Below are 18220 nucleotides of genomic sequence, written 5' to 3' on the forward strand. Positions count from 1 at the left end.
CATTCGTATGAAATATTGCCACCTGTATACATTACTGTTAACAGCCTTGTTGCTGACGGCAGGCTGTAAGAAAGGCTTCCTGGACCAGGTGCCTGATGATCGTATCACCATTGATGAAGTATTTTCCAAGAGACGATCCCTTGAACAATACCTGGCCAATATCTATGACCGCATCCGCGATGAAAGCAACCAGTGGGAATCCAATCCCTGGCTGGGCTGCTCTGATGAAGCAGACATGACCTGGGCGCGTAACGGGTACAATAGCTACTTCATCAACATCGGCAGCTGGGACCCCACTTCGGGCTTCTATGATTTCTGGACGCACTATTACCAGGGCATCCGTTCTGCCAGTTATTTCATTGAGAATGCAGACAAATGCGTGGAGATACTGGCGCTGCCCGAAGGACAGGCTTTGCTCACCAAATACAAGGCAGAAGCCCGGCTGCTGCGTGCATACTTTTATTTCTGTCTCTTACGCCAGTATGGCCCCGTACCGCTGCTGGGTGAAAAAACATTACCGCCTGATGTGCCCTTTGAGGAAACACAGATACCCCGCAGTGCTTATGATGAATGCGTAAATTTCATCAGCACGGAACTGGATAGGGCAGGGGCGGATCTTCCCCTGCAGCAGACAGACCTGGTAGAATACGGCCGCGTTACAAGGGCATTTGCGATGGCCATCAAATCACGCCTCCTGTTATATGCTGCCAGTCCGCTGGTGAACGGCAATACCGCCTACGCCGCCTTCAAAAACCTGGACGGCAAGCCCCTCATCAGCCAGCAGCAGGATCCTGCCAAATGGCAGCAGGCCGCAGATGCCGCCAAAGCCGTGATCGACCTGGGCATTTTCAGCCTGCTGAAAAAGAACGATGCCGCCGGTAATTTCGATCCCTTTATTTCCTGCCGCGATGTGCTGCTGGATCCCTGGAATAAGGAAACCATCTTTGCCCGCGGCGGAAATGATGCCTACGGATGGGAAGTGCATTGCTCCCCGCGTTTTGCCGGCGGCTGGAGTGGTATAGCCGCTACCCAGCAGATCGTGGATGCCTTTCATATGGCCAATGGCAAGATGATCAATGAACCGGGATCAGGATATGTGGAAGACGGTTTTTCAGCCACAGATACAAAGTACACCAAAGCAGGTACCTATAATATGTACGTGAACCGCGAGCCGCGCTTTTATGTTTGCATCACCTATAACGGTATGACCTGGTTCAATACCAGCGAAGGTGCAAAAACAGTGGAGCTGTATAACACCGGTAATACCGGCAAACAGGGCTCCTATGATTATTCCCGCACGGGTTACCTGGTGCGAAAGAATTATCATCCAGACACTTATCCCCGGCAGGGCAGATCGGTGGCCCGTCCGCTGGTACTCTTCCGGCTGGGAGAAATCTACCTGAACTATGCAGAGGCGCTGAATGAAGCGCAGCCGGGGCATCCGGACATTCTTACCTATCTGAATGCGATCCGTGAAAGAGCAGGCATCCCTGCCTTACCCGCCGGCCTGCCGCAGGAGGAAATGCGCATGCGCATCCGCCAGGAACGCCGGGTAGAGCTGGCATTTGAATGTCACCGTTATTTCGATACGCGCAGATGGAATATTGCAATGCAGACAGATGGCGGCCGCTTTTACGGGATGAATGTGGACGCCGGTAACCAGGTACAGGATCTGAGTTTCTATAAAAGAACCGTTTTTGAAACCCGGGTTTTCACCCGGCAACATTATTTTTTCCCCATCCCGCAGTTTGATATAGACCGTAATAAAAAGCTGGTACAGAATCCGGGCTGGTAAGGGAAGCTGTTAGTTGTCTCCTTTGCCGGGAGTAGCGTTATACTCTGTGCTGGTCACGGGCCGCATCCAAACGGCGCCAAATTCGTTGGCCGGTGCGATCACCATATGCGTCATGCTGCTGTTGTGCGCGGCGCCATGCCAATGCAGGGTGTGCTGCGGTATTTTTACCACATCGCCTTCCCTGATGACATGGATGGATTTCCCGGATTCCTGGTAATAGCCAATGCCGTCCGTCACCACCAGTACCTGCTCATAGGCATGGCTATGCCAATGGGTACGCGCTTTGGGTGCAAAGCCTACTTTGGCTATTACGATGTTCAGATCGTCTTCAGGCGCCACCACCAGGTTCACCCATACCTCCCCGGTAAAGTTGGCTTCGGTGGGTGGCGCTTCTTTGGTTAATATCGAAGTCATGTTGTTCGTTTTGTGCTGATAAACGGATTCAATGCAAAGGTCTGGCGGAATCATTGCATACCAGGTATATCAATTACGGTAATATTTACCAATATCACTGATCCGGGCCCCCAAATGCAGTTAACATCCGTTAAACCAGTAACTTTGAATGGTCTGAATAAGTAGTATATGGATAAAATACTGAAACTGGATACCATCAGCGATTACAATGCTATAAACGGCCAGGAAACACTGCATCCCCTGGTGAGCGTGATCGACTTTTCTAACACCCCCCCAAAGCGCCAGATGCGGATGAGCCTGGGCTTTTATATCATCTCCCTGAAGGAGGTGAAATGTGGCGACTTACGCTATGGCTGCAATTATTACGATTATGAGGAAGGTACCCTGGTGTTTATGGGCCCCGGCCAGGTAATTGGTTTTGAAGATAATGGCGAGGTATACCAGCCAAAGGGATACTCGCTGGCTTTTCACCCGGACCTGATCCACGGCACCTCCCTGGGCCGCCATATCAACGATTATACCTTCTTTTCCTACGATGTGCATGAGGCGCTGCATTTGTCCGAGCGCGAGCGGCAGATCATACTGGATTGCCTTTTTAAGATCCGCTATGAGCTGGAACATGCCATTGATAAGCACAGCAAAAAACTGATTGCCGCCAATATTGAACTGTTCCTGAACTACTGCGTGCGTTTTTACGACCGCCAGTTCATTACCCGCGATAACACCAATAAGGGGATCTTAGCGCGTTTTGAAACCTTGCTGAATGACTATTTTCAGTCAGACCGGCCGCAGAATCTCGGCCTGCCGTCTGTTAGTTATTGCGCAGGCGAGCTGAACCTGTCTCCCAATTATTTTGGAGACCTGATCAAAAAGGAAACCGGCAAATCGGCACAGGAGTATATCCAGCTGAAACTGATCAGCGTTGCCAAGGAAAGGATATTTGATACCAGTAAATCAGTAGGGGAGATCGCCTTTGAGCTGGGGTTTAAGTACCAGCAGCATTTTACCCGCTTATTTAAGCAAAGGGTGGGGTATACGCCCAATGAATACAGGTCGCTGAACTGAGTGCCCTGTAAAAGAAAAGCAGTACGTTTTACCGTACTGCCTTCCATCGTTTATTGGGTTAGTGGTAGTAAGCTGTATTAAAATATACGTGCAAAGAAAGTTCTCATATCCTGCCAGGAAGCACTGTCTGCCGCTGCATTATAAGTGATAGGCATGTTGAACTTTTTGCCGGTCTCCGTAGCGGCCGGGTTGGTGAATGCATGTGTTGCGCCCGGATAAGTCTTGAATGTGTAGTCTGCCCCGATAGAGTCCAGTCCTTTTTTGAACTGCGCCTCTTCCTGTGCAGAAACAAACTTATCGTCACCGCCATGGCACACCAGTATCTTTGCCTTCAGCAGGTCTTTATCGGGATTCACGCCAGCCAGGCTGCCATGAAAGCTCACCACTCCATTAAAGGGCAGGCCCATTTTAGCAGCATTCAGTACCATAGCGCCGCCAAAACAATAACCGATTGCGGCCACGCGGCCGGTATCTGTCTGGCTGAAGCTTTTCAGCTCTGCCAGCGCAGCAGCCATCCTCGATTTGATCAGGCCCGGGTTGTTATAGAAAGCGCCGGCAGCCTTACCCGCTTCATCGGGCGTTGGCGCCTGCAGACCGTTACCATACATATCTACCGCCAGGGCCACATAACCCAGTTCGGCCAGCTGCCTTGCCCGGCTTTTCGTATAGTCATTCAGTCCCCACCATTCGGGCACCACCAATACGCCCGGACGTTTTGCATCTGAAGCCTCATTGTATACCACATAACCGATCAGGGTACTCGTATCATCTTTGTAGGTAACCGCTTCCTCTTTCAGTTTTACTTCCGGTACAGCCGTTGTATCCGCAGCTGTTTCACTGGAAGCGGATGGGTTATTGCATGCAGCAGATCCGATCACTGCCGCCACTAAACAGGTAAAAAGCAAGGTTTGTCGTTTCATATATTCATTGATGTTTAAATCGCTCTCCATTCGCGGTGTAAATGTCGTGCTTTTTCATGATAATAAAAAGACATCTTACCGCTGACATTTTAGACTTTTTACTTTGCATTGTTTGATTGTTCGTTTTACATTTTGTAACGGCAAACAGGCCTTCATCCTCCGTCATTGCGGGGAGCTGATAGCACAGTGAGGAGCCGCCACGAAGCAATTTTTTATCTGGCAAACAGGTCTTCATCTTCCGTCATTGCGAAGCCCGAAGGGCCCATGCGGGGAGCCGGGCCGAAGCAATCTTTTAAAACAAAAAACTATGGGAAGTAAAAAGATTGCTTCGTCGCGCCACGCACTTTCCTCCGCACCTCCTCGCAATGACGCGATAGCACACCTGTTTGCCAGCCTCCTCGCCATCCCGTGTTTGAAAACCTGCTAAAAGAAACTCCACTATTATAACAACAAAAGAACATTCATCATTTCCCCTAATTCATAACCCCTTATCCCATTTCACCTTGTCATCACCGCCGTGCCTGCTCTCATCCGCTCCAACCCGCCGCCATCGCAGCTTTCCCGGATTTTATTTTGCAGGGAATGAAATTATTCTTTAGCTTAGTTGTGCGAAAGGTGTTTATTCACATAATTGGTAAAACATAACCCCATAGCTATTTCCCTCACCATGCAAGGGAAATTTGTGCTTTAATAACAACCAGCAAATACAAATTATCAAGAACGGATTGTCGTGCGAACAGCTGTCAGCAACCTGTGTTGTATACGGTTGATCTGTAGCAGTATTCCTTTTCAATCGTATCCTTATTTTCTTAACTCCAAAAATCACTCTCTTATGGCAACCAAGTATCTGGAAAATGTAAATACCCTGCATTATGTAGGCGCCAGCTACGACATGATCCTTGCAGAACACACAGAATGGCTGGAGCTGGCCGCAAAGGAAGGCGCCTATCAGAAAACGGAAACCAAGAACCAGGTGAAGCTGAGTGAGATCAAGCTGAATTTCGCCAAAGCCAACAACCTGTTCTACAAAAAGAAATTCCAGGAAGCACTGAAAACCTACCAGTATGTCCAGGGCCTGGTGTTCCAGCTGTTATATCCCTCTTACAAGCCCTGGTACATTTATGAAGCCGTGCACGCCATACCCGTAAATGACAAGCTGTTCGATCCTATCCTCAAGATCGGCGGAGAAATGGCGATATCCCTGCCGCCGGAAAATATTCAGACCGCGGTGAGCTATGTAAGCATGAAATCATTACCTGCCGATGCACAGAAGTATGCGCAACTGTACGATGGGGCAGGAGTGCACTATGCAGGCGACAAAATGCTGAAAGATGCCAGGGACGCCACCATGATAGGCCTCGAATTTGCCAAGAGCGGCGACTGGAAACAGGCGGAGGCCTTCTTCAAAGAAGGACTGGACACCCTGGGCAATGCCGATTCGCCCGATGCAAAGATCGCAAAAGCATCCCTGCAGATGAACCTGGGCGCGGTGCAGATCCAGAAAGGCGACCTGGGCGCCGCCCAGCAGTTGCTGAGTGCCGCGGCAGAAGGATTTAAGAACGCAAACGATGCAGTAGGCGAGGGGCAGGCAAAACTCAATATGGCCGCTATCCTCAACAAGGAAGGCAAAGCCAGCGAAGCAGCCACCATGAGTAAAGACGCCAGCGCCGTGTTACATTCCGCCGATCTCTCTGCGGCACTGCTCAGAAGCTCGTCTGCGGAACTGGCGGCTGCCGCTATCTCTACCGCCGCTGCTGCCACCGCACCCGTAGCCGCCACTTTCAGCACCGTAGCACAACCGGCTGCCACCGCTGCCGCTACCGCCGCTACAGCTGGCGGAGCCGCTGCCACTACCGCTGCTCCCGGTGTATTTACAGATGGCGACGGTCCCATTGGCGCCACCATGGGATCCAAGGCTGTGAAAAGCGCTTCCGTACACGCCGTACAGCTGGGCACTACCACCAAGCCGGATACGATCTATGATCTTGCTGGTAAGAACGGCGGCGGCGTAGTATTCCGCATGCCTAACAAAGGCGATGGCTGGATCACACAACCACTGGAAGGTAATATCGAAAAAGAACAGAAAATCGCCGCCAAGGAACTGGGCGTGATACGCGGCGCGCAAACCATGCAATTCAACTGGACAGCGGAAGCAGGACTTGATCTGCAGAGCGTGAAAAACACTTACTACGCCCAGCGGGTAGACCTGAAAGACCTGGCCGTGGTGAACATCGGCTACAACGCCATTACCGACCTGGCCGTGAACCTGCCGCACATGTACCTGTACCAGCTGCCTGTATGTATAGGCGACTGCCATCACCATCTTGGTGAATACCAGAAAGCACTATCACAGTACCAGACCGCATCCGCCTATCAATACATCAACACCTCCATCGAAGTGCCCGCCCTCTGGATCAGGATAGCGCGCAACTACCTGGAATGGGGCAATGCACACTATAAAAATGATGAGGTGCAGAAAGCATTTGATACCTACGTGAACATCATCACCGCTGATGATAAAGCACCCGCATCCCCCCTGTATAAAGAAAAGCTGAAGGTATATGGCGACCAGGTTAGCGCCCTGATCGCTGCCATTGCAGACCCGGATGCTTCCACCCTGAACCCGGATGCCATCAATATAGTGCTCGATGCCAGGAACCGGCTGCGGATGATCAACGCAGGACTGGATTACTTTGGCTTCCCCGCTAATTATTTCCCCATCTTTAAATTTGATTTCCTGCAAAGTGTAGCTACCTATTTTGCAGAACAGGCCATCCAGGCAGAAAGGGAATACATCAATTTCACCGCCCGTGGTGAAGATGAAGAAATGACCCGGGAACAACTGCAGCAATCCGTTGAACTCAGCAAAGCCCAGGTAGACCTCGCGAAAAAGCAGGTAGAATACGCCCAGGCAGAGTTGGATATTAACCAGGAAAATGCACAGCTGGCAGCCACCCGCCTGCAGAATGCCAAAGACCAGAAACAGCAGTATGCAGATGTGAGCTACGAGATAACGGCATTGGAAGCCGCTACTGTATTTGCCTCCGGACCGGAAGGTTACAGCGTTTCCTACACGTATTACAGCCCTTCACAGGGTAAAGATGTTACCCTCTCCGGCAGTGATGCCTATAAGGTAATGGAAGATGCCGCCTGGAGAAAAGGGATGCTGTCCAGGGAAATGGAGCTCTCCAACATGGATCGTAACATCGCCGAACTGGATGCCGGTATGCAGCTGGCCAATGCCCAGCTACAAGCCGCACAGGTGAATGTGGATGTGGCCGTACAACAGCAGAAGATCGCGCAGATGAATGAAAAACATTCACGCGAGCTGCTGGACAGTTTTGAATCACAGACCTTCACACCGGAAGTATGGTTCCAGCTGGGCGCCCGCATGTTGTTCATCTCCAAAACTTACCTGCAACGCGCCATCGGCATTGCAAAGAAAATGCAGAAGGCCTATGAACTGGAAACAGGCCGCGCACTGAATGCCATCAAGAGTGATTATAATACCAACATCATTTCCGGTTTGCTCAGCGCGGATTACCTGTTGAACGACATCAACTATTTTACGGTGGACCGCATCAATAATTCCAAATCCAAAGACATCCCCATTAAGCAAATGTTCTCTCTCGCAGCGCTGAACCCCACCGGTTTCCAGACCACTTTCAAGAACACGGGCAGGCTGCAGTTTGAAACTTCCCTGTCTGATTTTGACCTGGCTTACCCGGGTGCTTATCTCCGGAAGATCAGGAAGATAGAAGTAGTGGTGGAAGGGCTCATCCCGCCGGGTGGTGTGCATGGTACTTTGAAGAACTCCGGCATTTCACGCGACCGGAAAAAGAATGGCGACCTGTTCTTCCGCATCCAGCCGCATGAAACACTGTATCTTTCCAATTACAGTCCGCGTGCCGATATCGTGGTGTTCCAGCCCGATCAGCGCGTACTGGACGTGTTCGAGAATTGCGGCGTGGCCACCAGCTGGACCCTGGATATTCCCATGGCAGCCAATGACCTCAACTACCAGACCATCTCTGATGTAAAGATGATCGTCTACTATACGGCGCAGTATGATCAGCTGCTGGAAAATAATATCAGGGCCACCCTGCCTAAAACAGGCGCGAAGAATATGGCCCTGCCTTTCCGCATCGTTTTCCCGGATGAGTACTACCGTTTCATTGACACCGGCGAACTGAAATGCCTGCTGCAGGCCACTGATTTTGCCTACAATGAAACAAAGCAGCTGGTGAAGAACATCTCGCTGAAAGTGGTCACGGAAGGTATGCCTGCCAGTAACCTGAAATTCACGGTGCAGCAGGAAGCCCTCAGCGCAAAGGCCACTACCAGCGCCGATGGAGTGATCAGATCAGACAAGGCAGATGCTGCTAACCCGCTGAATGCATTCATCGATAAGGAAGTGAACAAGGAATGGACCATCCAGCTCTCAGATGCTGATAACCCGGGATTAGACAGATCAAAGATCAGGGACCTTTTCCTGTTCCTTGAATATTCCTTCACTTATAAAGGATTATAATATGGCAAAGACATCAGGAATAGGAACGGATGTGCTGCCGCTGCCATCCGGCGGCGGTAGCATGCAGCCAATTGACGAAGCCTTTAAAACAGATCTCGGCACCGGTACAGGTTCCTACCAGGTACCCATCAAACTGCCTAAAGGCGTCAATAACTTTACGCCCGGTCTTGCCTTGAAATATAGTACCGGTAAAGGTAACGGCCCCTTTGGTATGGGCTGGAGCGTAGACATGGTGGCTATTGCGCGCAGCACAGACAAAAGGCTGCCCACCTTCAATGATGATACAGATATCTTCCTGTTTGAAGGCCGCGAACTGGTGCCCATGGGCAATAATATTTACCAGCCTTTAACAGAGAATGAATTTTCCGTGATTAAGAAAACACCCGCCGGATGGGAAATTCAAACCAAATCCGGCAGCCTGCTGCAGCTGGGCACTACCACAGATGCCAGGATGGTGTTTATGGATAATGGCGTTAAAAAGACCCATGCCTGGTTCCTGAACCAGATGACAGACAGCAATGGTAATACCATCCGTTATGAATACGTTTCCAACGGCGGCAATGTCTATATCAAAAAGATCTCCTACGCTATCTACCAGGTAGTGTTCAACTACGAATTCAGGCTGGATGAGTATTGCAGCTATCGCAACGGCTTCGAAGTGAAGACCGCCCTGCGCTGTGCTTCTATACAGGTAGACCTGCTGCAGCCGGTGCTTACGCCGATAAAGCAATACCGCTTTACTTACACACAGGCGCCGTACAGTGAGATCTCACTGTTGCAGAAAGCCGAACTGGTAGCGCTGCACAAGGAGAACAATACCACGGAAGAGATTCCCTTTCCACCTATTACGTTTGACTATCACCATTTTGATCCTGCTCGGAAAAAGCTGGAGCTTTTTTCCAGCGCCGGCGGCAGCGCACCGCCCTCTCTTTTACGTCCGGATGTCAGCCTGCTGGACTTTGAAGGAACGGGGCTGCAGGGCGTTATGGAGATTGCCAACGGTGTGGCCAGGTTCTGGCCCAACAAAGGCAACCTGCAATGGGGAACGCCGTATACACTGAGAGACATTCCCCTGCATACGGATCTGAGTGACGATAACCTGCTGTTTGGCGATATGGAAGGCAATGGCACGGCAGACCTCATGATTGGCAGCCAGCAGTCAGGCGGCTATTTTCCCAACCTGCCCGGTGGCGGCTGGGGACAAAAGATCAGCTACCGGCAAAGCCCCAACGTTCCGGTGGGTAGTCCGCAGACAAAGCTGGTAGACCTGGATGGCGACAACCGGGTAGACATGATGTACAGCGATGGCAAGTCCTTCTACTATTATTTCAACAAGGCGGAAAAGGGATGGGCCGTTCAGCCCATGATCGTGAAAAGAACCTTTGGTGCAGCAGACCAGCCCGAAGTGAACCTCGACGACCCGCATATCCGCATGGCCGATATTGTTGGCGATGGCCGTACACACCTGGTGCAGATCCACAGCGGCCGCGTATTGTACTGGCCCAACCTGGGATATGGTAAATGGGGAAAAGTAAAACGCATGGCCAATGCCCCGCAGCTGCCCCGCAACTACGATCCCGCCCGTTTGTTCTTCGTGGATATAGATGGCAGCGGCGCCATGGACATTGTATATGTTGATCATGACCGTATCTGTTGCTGGATCAACCAGGGCGGCCGCAAATTCAGCGATCCCATTACCATTGCCGGTACTCCGCCCGTTGCCAACGCAGGTATCGTAATAGCCGATATGAAAGGCGCCGGTACCAATGGCATACTATGGAGCTATGACGAAGCCCTGCGCAATAAAGCCGCTTACCGTTATATGGATATCTGCGGCGGTAAGAAACCCTACCTGCTGCATACCATCATCGGGAATACCGGCATCACTACAAAGATTGAACACGGCAGCTCCACATCCTTTCAGCGCGATCATACGGATCCCCTGCTGAACAAGACCTGCTTCCTTCCATTCCCGGTGCCCGTGGTGAAGCAGCTCACCAATACCGATCCTTCCACCGGTGTGGTCAGCGTGAGTACCTTTAATTATTACAACGGGCATTTCGATAGTAAATCCAGGCAGTTCTGCGGCTTTGCCAAAGCAGAAAGAATAGAGAGCGGCGATGAAACCATTGCGCCCAATCGTTCAGTATCTTATTTCAACAATACGGATCCCTTTTTGAAAGGACTGCCAATATTAACGCAGATCTTCGGGGAAGATGGCAGTCCGCAAAGCAAGCTGCCTTATAAAGCCGAAGAGATTGTATACAACGTTAAGAAAGTGGCCACTGCGCCCGATGGCAGGAACATTCATTTCGTTGCCCGGCAAACCCTCGTCAGCCGCAACTATGAACGCACCGCAGCATGGAGCGAAGTAAAGAAAACCTGCAGCTATGATGCCGCCGGTAACCTGACCGGAGAAGTGAAGACCGCCACCTGGCAGAACGACCAGGGGCAGGAGCAACAGCAGCAGCTTAAAACAACTACCACCTACGCACAGTCCGCCGGCCGTATCACTGCCTTTAAAAGCCGTGAAACCATCCGCGATGGGAACAACAAGGTGTTGAAAGCTACCATCTGGTATTATGATGGTCCGGAGTTTGAAGGGCTGCCGGAACAACAGGTAACCAAAGGCAACCTTACCCGTGAACGCAACCTGGTAATGAGCACGGCTGCCTTTAACCAGGTGTACGGCGCTGCGCCGCCCAACATGGCGGCATTGGGCTACATACAGGCAAACGATGCAGAACTGGGAGATGCCTGGTTTGTTGACCGCCTGCGGCAGAAAACAGATGCCGCCGGTAACACCATTGAACGAAAGAATCCACTGGGACTACTGACGAAGATGGTCTTCGATAATTTCCAGCTGTATCCCGTACAGGTTGAACAATCCAACGGCCTGCTCATCAAAATGGGCTACGAGTACAAGTACGGCGGCATCATATCCTACAGGGATCCCAACGATGTAGAGCAGCGCTATGAATTTGATAAGGCCGGACAACTCACCGGTATTTACCGTCATGATGATCTGCCCGGCCTGCCTTATGTACAGTATCAGTATAATCATACGCCGGGACAACGTTCGCAGACCACCCTCACCCGCACGGAAAAAGGCGGCGTACAAACCCGCCGCATAGAATACTTTGACGGCCTGGGAGAAAAGCTACAGGTACGCGCCGAAGCGGAAGACAATAAGGTAAGCGTAACCGGTAAAAAAGAATATAACCCCAAAGGACTGACGAAAAAGGAATACCAGCCCTACTTTTCCAGCAACATGGCCTTTTCTGTAGCAGACCAGGACAATGAGGATGTTTTCACCCTTTATGAATATGATGCCCTGGGCAGAAGCACCCGGCGAACCGACTGGAACAGGCAAACCTACGTTACGGCGTTCAGTCCTTTTTCCCGCAGTTTTTCCGACCCGCTGGATCTGAAAGCGGTAGCGGGCAACAATAATTTCAATACCCCGAAAACAGAATGGACGGATGCCGAAGACCGGCTTACCGCCATCGTGGAAAGAAAGCAGAACAGCCAGTATATTACACGCTATACCTACGATGCGCTGGGCAACCGCGTACAGGTAAGGATCAACAACAGCACCTTTGTGGATAATACGTTTGACTGCCTCAGCAGGCGTGTCCGCTCTGCTTATCGCGACGCAGGTAACTACACCTGTTTTTATGATGCCACAGATAACCTGGTGGAAAGAAAGGATGGCAAGAACGCATCCGTGTATAACACCTATGATGTAATGGGACGTTTGCTCACCGTACATTTCGGCGGCAGCGGCGGCACGCTCATGGAAACCTATACCTACGATAGCGGCGATCCGGGAGAACAGAACACCCTGGGTAAGCTTACCAGGGTAAGCGGCGGTTTCGGCGAAGTGAAGTTCAGCTATTCCAAATGCGGCTGTCTCAAGGCAAAAACCCGCAGCTACCCGGGTTTGGCCCAGCCTATGAAAGTGGAATATGAAACAGACAACCTGAAAAGGTATACCAAAATAAAATACCCGGATGGTTTTGAAGCCTCGATCCTATATAGCCGGGGAGGGCTGATCGATTCCATCCCGGGTATTATCAGCAGGATGGAATACGGGCCTACGGGTAAGCGTACACGGATCGTTTACGCCAGCGGAGTGCTTACCGAATACAGCTATGACCCGGGCAGTTTTCGCTTAAACAGTATCAAAACAACATCGCCCGATGGTAATGTGAAATATCAGCACCTGTCATACGACTACAACGAAACAGGCCTGATCACAAAGATCACCGATGCTGCCAATGCACCTGGACATATACAACATTCCAGGTCCTACGTGTACGATGAGCTGGATCAGTTGTTACGTGCTACCGGCACTACTTCCAATGGTAACTACGATCACAGCTACAGTTATGATGAGCAGGGCAATCTCACCCATTATCCCGAAACATTCGGCGCAGATCAGCTGCAGCGTAGCGATGCACAGCATCCCTTCCGGCTGACGGGCATCAGTGGGCAGCCGGCGCAATTGTACCAGTATGATGCCGCCGGCAATCTTACTCATACACCGGATACGGTAATGGAATACGATGCCAGGAACCAGCTGGTGAAAGTAACTCACCAAAACGGTACGGTGATCAGTTATTTATATGATCACCTGGGTTCCCGTGTGCTGACCACCACCACTGCTGGCGGTAATACGGAAAGGCTTTACAATTTTGACGATATCTATACCGTCAAAGGCAGTGAAAGAAACCGCTATATATTCGACGAAACCGGTGTGGTGGCCATGATACGCGCCAACAACGGCGGTGTGGTGTTCCATAAAGATCACCTGGGCAGTCATGTAGCGGAAAGCCACCTGCAAACCGGCGCGCTGATGAGTGAGCAGCAATACTACGCATTTGGGAAAATGGCTTTTGGTGCGGCTTTATCCGCCCCGCAAAACTTTTCCGGTAAGAAATACGATACATTACCAGACCTGGTATTTTTCGGAGGACGTTACTACCTGCCTTCACTGGGCAGTTTCCTCACACCGGATCCGTATTTCCTGGAACAGCAGCCGGAGAAATTCTTCAAGGCGCCCCGCAGCCTGCAGCTGTATGTATATGTGCTCAATAACCCCGTCAATATGATCGATCCCTTTGGGTTGTGGTTCGGTATTGACGATGCCATTGCAGCCGCCATCGGCTTTGTAGCCGGTGTAGTGGGATACATTGTTAACTGGGCCGTGAGCGGTGGCGACTTTTCCGTGTCAGAAATGCTGTGGTCCGGCGTGGTGGGCGCCGTATCCCTCTGGTTTGGCTACAACACCTTCGGCCTGGGCTTTGCCGTTTTCAGCGGCATCGCCATGATAGCCGGACCTGCCATCTGCGGCGGATTAGACAAGGCCTCCATGGGAGATTCGTTCGGAGAGCGCCTGCTGGGCTTCATCAGCTTTGCCATCAAATTTGCGCGCTCGCCCATCACTTCTTCCGCTGGCCTGATCATCGGCGGTTTTGGTACCGGTTTTGGCGCCTGGAATGATGTGGAATGGTTCAAAGGCGGTGTGATCGCCTTTGAGTATGATCCATCTTCCAGCGGTTTCTCTGCCGTTACCTTAGGCGCTACCGTGAATATCTGGGAAGGCAATACCAGCAGCCCATCTTTTGAACATGAATTATACCACTCCCGCCAGTATACAATCCTTGGCGACTGGTTCATACCCGGATGGCTGGTAGGCGGCCTGTATGGTATGATCAGTGGCGCCATTGGCGGCAGTAAGGACTGGGGCAGCTGCTTCTTTTCCGCCAGCCCCAATAAAGGATATGGCAATCCATTGGAAGCCGGCGCCCATTCTGTTGAAAGAGGCGGAGGATGCTCATAGTTATAGAGATAGTGTGAACATGCTCAGAGGGCCGCAGTTTTGCGGCCCTTTTTAGCACAAACCGCCCTCGCCGCCACCCTCCCCGAAAATATACACCCTCCCAGGAACGTCCCTTCCAGCGCCCTGTACCCATGCATCCCGCCACCGCCAAACCCGGCTGCTTCACCCGCCGCATACAACCCGCCGATAGGTTCACCCCGCTCATCCAACACCTGTGCATCCAGGTTGGTTTCCAGTCCGCCCAATGTTTTACGGGTTAAGATATGCAGTTTCACCGCTATCAGCGGACCTGCGCCAGGATCCAGCAATCTATGCAGCGGCGCTGTCCTGATCAGTTTATCCCCCACATAACGGCGCGCATTGCGAATGGCCGCTATCTGCAGATCCTTACAGAATTTATTATCCAGCTGCGCATCCCTGGCGGTAACCTCCCTTTCGATATCGGCAAAATTCAATAAGGGCATCGGCGTTAAACGGTTCATTCCAGCTACCAGTTCGCGCAGGTTATCCGCTACAACAAAATCTTCTCCCTTTTCTTTGAACGCTTCCACCGGACCGGTGGCTTTCTTACCTATGGCGCGTTTTATTACCTGGCTCCATTGTTTATTGGTAAGGTCTGGATTCTGCTCCGATCCCGATAAGGCAAACTCTTTTTTTATGATCTTCTGGTTGAGAATAAACCACGAGTAGTCGTAACCGGTATGCATCAGGTACTGCAGTGTGCCCAGCGTATCAAACCCCGGGTACAGGGGAGGAGGAAGGCGTTTACCGGTGGCATCCAGCCACAGGGAAGAGGGGCCTGGCAGTATGCGAATACCATGCTGTTCCCATATAGGCGACCAGTTTTTGATCCCTTCTGTATAATGCCACATCCTGTCGGGGTTTATAAGGCGGGCGCCCGCCTGCTGCGCAACACCCAGCATACGGCCATCCACATGCTGAGGCACACCAGACAGCATGTGGGCAGGCGCTTTTCCCAGGCTGGAAGGCCAGCTCTTTCGCACCAGTTCCTGGTTGCCGCCAATGCCGCCGGAAGTAATGATCACCGTTGATGCCGCAAAGTTAAAATCACCGGTAATGGTATCCGGACTTTTCTCTCCGCGCTGCACATTGCTGGGACTGAGTATAACCCCGCGAACACCTTTTACCGCACCGTTTTCCATTACCAGTTCATTTGCCCGGTGACGGAATTTGAATTGTATCAGCCCTTTAGCGGCGGCTTCTTTTGCACGTGCTGCAAAAGGCGCCAGCACACCCGGGCCCGTACCCCAGGTTACATGAAAGCGTGGTACAGCGTTGCCATGCCCGATAGCGCCATAGCCGCCCCTTTCCGCCCATCCTACCACCGGGAAAAAGCGAAGTCCCAATCCGCGCAGCCAGCTGTATTTCTCTGTTGCCGCAAAATGTACATAGGCCTCGGCCCATTTACGGGGCCAGTGATCTTCCGGGCGGTCAAATGATGCCGTTCCCATCCAATCCTGCAGCGCCAGTTCCAGGCTGTCTTTAATGCCCATTCGTCTTTGCTCAGGGGTATTTACCATGAAGAGTCCTCCGAAAGACCAGAACGCCTGTCCGCCCAGGCTCTGTTCTCCTTCCTGGTCTAACAGTATAACCTTGATGCCTTTGTCTGCCAGCTCGGTAGCGGCCACCAGGCCTGATAGCCCTGCGCCGATGATGATGGTGTCTGTGCCTGTTTTCATAAGTGGAATGAGTGAATGTTGCTAACCTCTTATCCTCAGCTTCTGCTGAAAGGCCTCCTGGTAAGTTTCTCCCACCGGGATATACGTATCCGTGATCACGACACGATTCCGCTCAATGAACCGGATCTTGTCAATCGCGATGAGATAGGACTTATGCACCCGGATGAAATTATCTTCCGGCAGCTGTTCCTGGAAGCTCTTCATGCTTTGCTGGGTAAGCACCTTACCGTTACGGGTATGGATGGCTACGTAATCCCGCAGGCCTTCCAGGTAAAGGATATCGGCAAGGTCGATCTTTTGTATTTTGTATTCGGTTTTCACAAAGATGTAGGCAGGAGAAGAAGGGATGACGGGCGCAGCCTGCTCCGCAATAACGGCGGGCGACAGCCTTTCCCGGGCTTTATGCGCGGCTACCAGGAAGCGGTCAAAAGTAATGGGTTTCAGCAGGTAGTCTATCACATCCAGCTCATAGCCGTCCAGTGCATAATCCGGGTAGGCGGTGGTGAGGATGGCCTTGCATTTATGGCCGATCACCTTCATCAGCTGCAGCCCCGTGAGCGATGGCATCTGGATGTCAAGGAACAGCAGCTCCGCCGCGCCCTGTTGTACCAGGTCGATAGCCGCCATGGGATCGGTGGTTTGCCCGGTCAGCTGCAGGAAAGGCGTTCGCTGCACATAGTCTGCGATCAGCTGCAGGGCCGGTGGTTCATCATCCACTACTACACAATTTATCACGCGGGTTGTTGTCATCTTGGGATCTCCAGTTGAACTTCAAATATATCCCTTGTTTTCTGTACCTGCAAAGTATGACGGCCCGGGTATAATAATTCCAGCCGCCGCCGCACATTCTCCAGGCCTATACCGCCGCCGCTGTCTTTCTGCTGCTGGCCGATAGTGTTGATCACGGTAAAGCGGATCATGGCCTCATCTGTATGCAGCCGGATAAGGATCGTATTGCCGTTCTTCATATCGCCATGCTTAAATGCGTTTTCCACAAAAGGGATCAGCAGCAGGGGAGGGATGCCCGCGTTGCCTGCTTCTCCTTTTATCTCAACATGCGCGGGCGCCTGCATACCGAAGCGCATCTGCTGCAGTTCCAGGTATTTGTGGATGTAGTCCAGCTCCTTCTGCAGGGGTACTTTTTCATTGCTGTCATACAGCATATAACGCAGCAGGTCGGATAGTTTGGCAATGGCGTTTAAAGACTGGTCAGACTGGTGATATACCAGCGAGTAAATATTATTGAGGTTGTTGAACAGGAAATGCGGGTTGATCTGCGAGCGAAGAAACGACAACTCCGTTTGCTTGCCCGCCAGCTGCAGCTGGGCGGCTTCCAGCTGGTGTTCGCGGTCGCGCTGCACAAAGAAATAAACTGCGCCTATCGCCGAATACAGGCATGCATAAAACACATTGTCCACATAATAGTACACCAGGGAAGTGTTCTCATTGTAATTGCGGAACTGGAAGAGGCCCGGGAAGATCAGTTCCTCCACGCCATAACGGATGAAGATAATGAAGGAAAAAGACAGGAACCAGTACAGGAAAGCTTTCCTTTTCCGGGGCCGGAAATACCTGCTGAATACCACATACGCACTGATAGGATACAACATAAAAATAAAAAAGCCTGATAAGGCCAGCAGTATGCCCGCCGAATCCTGCCAGTCAGGAAAGGCAGGCAGGCCGCGGATCAGCAGGGGTACCCTGAAGCCCATCTCCCGCAGGAAACAAAATCCTGTATAGATCAGGATAATGCGTGTTACATGTTTGCCCATTACCCAAATCTATGGCAGTTACGGAAAATATCCGCTAAGAAAGTCCTTACCGTATGGATTTGTCTTCAAATCCCCGCTTTTTATCTTCCAACGGGTAGGGCGGTGCACCGCTACGCTTGCAGACGGAACCGCGGTATTAGCAGATCGCAGCAGGATAAGCAGGCAGGCCATCATTACT

The 18220-nt window shown here is 51.6% G+C and carries 9 protein-coding genes; 4 read left to right on the plus strand and 5 right to left on the minus strand.

Going from position 1 to position 18220, the window contains the following annotated elements; translation table 11 throughout:
• The first annotated feature begins 7 nt into the window (after positions 1 to 7).
• Entirely contained in the window at positions 8 to 1795 is a 1788-nt protein-coding gene (locus Q0577_RS07475) for a RagB/SusD family nutrient uptake outer membrane protein (RefSeq protein WP_298734339.1), read from the plus strand.
• 9 nt (positions 1796 to 1804) lie between these two features.
• Here Q0577_RS07475 and Q0577_RS07480 read toward each other — a convergent pair whose 3' ends face one another.
• Complete coding sequence (locus tag Q0577_RS07480) at positions 1805 to 2209, minus strand: cupin domain-containing protein (RefSeq protein ID WP_298734340.1); 405 nt, start codon at positions 2207 to 2209, stop codon at positions 1805 to 1807.
• A 168-nt stretch (positions 2210 to 2377) separates the two neighbouring features.
• On the opposite strand from Q0577_RS07480, the gene Q0577_RS07485 reads away from it, so the two are divergent.
• Positions 2378 to 3274, plus strand: coding sequence for a helix-turn-helix transcriptional regulator (locus Q0577_RS07485; RefSeq protein WP_298734343.1), 897 nt, complete (start codon positions 2378 to 2380; stop codon positions 3272 to 3274).
• 77 nt (positions 3275 to 3351) lie between these two features.
• Here Q0577_RS07485 and Q0577_RS07490 read toward each other — a convergent pair whose 3' ends face one another.
• On the minus strand, positions 3352 to 4194 hold the full coding sequence (locus Q0577_RS07490; protein ID WP_298734344.1) for a dienelactone hydrolase family protein: 843 nt from the start codon (positions 4192 to 4194) through the stop codon (positions 3352 to 3354).
• Positions 4195 to 5026: 832 nt separating this feature from the next.
• Between Q0577_RS07490 and Q0577_RS07495 the strand changes: the two genes are divergently transcribed.
• Both Q0577_RS07495 and Q0577_RS07500 read left to right on the plus strand, forming a co-directional pair.
• Complete coding sequence (locus Q0577_RS07495) at positions 5027 to 8725, plus strand: hypothetical protein (protein ID WP_298734347.1); 3699 nt, start codon at positions 5027 to 5029, stop codon at positions 8723 to 8725.
• Position 8726: 1 nt separating this feature from the next.
• A complete protein-coding gene (locus Q0577_RS07500; RefSeq protein WP_298734350.1) occupies positions 8727 to 14570 on the plus strand; it encodes a SpvB/TcaC N-terminal domain-containing protein in 5844 nt (1947 codons plus the stop codon).
• 23 nt (positions 14571 to 14593) lie between these two features.
• Here Q0577_RS07500 and Q0577_RS07505 read toward each other — a convergent pair whose 3' ends face one another.
• From Q0577_RS07505 to Q0577_RS07515, 3 genes are read right to left on the minus strand one after another with little or no spacing between them, the layout of a single operon-like run.
• Entirely contained in the window at positions 14594 to 16270 is a 1677-nt protein-coding gene (locus Q0577_RS07505; protein WP_298734352.1) for an FAD-binding dehydrogenase, read from the minus strand.
• A 21-nt stretch (positions 16271 to 16291) separates the two neighbouring features.
• The gene (locus Q0577_RS07510; RefSeq protein ID WP_298734354.1) at positions 16292 to 17020 is read right to left on the minus strand and encodes a LytTR family DNA-binding domain-containing protein; all 729 of its coding nucleotides are present in this window, start codon (positions 17018 to 17020) and stop codon (positions 16292 to 16294) included.
• Positions 17017 to 18042, minus strand: a complete 1026-nt coding sequence (locus Q0577_RS07515) for a histidine kinase (RefSeq protein WP_298734356.1) — start codon at positions 18040 to 18042, stop codon at positions 17017 to 17019. The genes Q0577_RS07510 and Q0577_RS07515 overlap by 4 nt, the downstream gene beginning before the upstream one ends.
• Between the last annotated feature and the right edge of the window lie 178 nt (positions 18043 to 18220).

Origin of the sequence: uncultured Chitinophaga sp. (assembly GCF_937898475.1) — a bacterium.
In the GTDB taxonomy this organism is placed as follows: Bacteria; Bacteroidota; Bacteroidia; order Chitinophagales; family Chitinophagaceae; genus Chitinophaga.

Excerpts from the sequence above, each read along its gene's own strand:
- Q0577_RS07495 (WP_298734347.1), top strand. The coding sequence starts at position 5,027 with ATGGCAACCAAGTATCTGGAAAATGTAAATACCCTGCATTATGTAGGC.
- Q0577_RS07480 (WP_298734340.1), bottom strand. The coding sequence starts at position 2,209 with ATGACTTCGATATTAACCAAAGAAGCGCCACCCACCGAAGCCAACTTT.
- Q0577_RS07505 (WP_298734352.1), bottom strand. The coding sequence starts at position 16,270 with ATGAAAACAGGCACAGACACCATCATCATCGGCGCAGGGCTATCAGGC.
- Q0577_RS07485 (WP_298734343.1), top strand. The coding sequence starts at position 2,378 with ATGGATAAAATACTGAAACTGGATACCATCAGCGATTACAATGCTATA.
- Q0577_RS07510 (WP_298734354.1), bottom strand. The coding sequence starts at position 17,020 with ATGACAACAACCCGCGTGATAAATTGTGTAGTAGTGGATGATGAACCA.
- Q0577_RS07475 (WP_298734339.1), top strand. The coding sequence starts at position 8 with ATGAAATATTGCCACCTGTATACATTACTGTTAACAGCCTTGTTGCTG.
- Q0577_RS07500 (WP_298734350.1), top strand. The coding sequence starts at position 8,727 with ATGGCAAAGACATCAGGAATAGGAACGGATGTGCTGCCGCTGCCATCC.
- Q0577_RS07515 (WP_298734356.1), bottom strand. The coding sequence starts at position 18,042 with ATGGGCAAACATGTAACACGCATTATCCTGATCTATACAGGATTTTGT.
- Q0577_RS07490 (WP_298734344.1), bottom strand. The coding sequence starts at position 4,194 with ATGAAACGACAAACCTTGCTTTTTACCTGTTTAGTGGCGGCAGTGATC.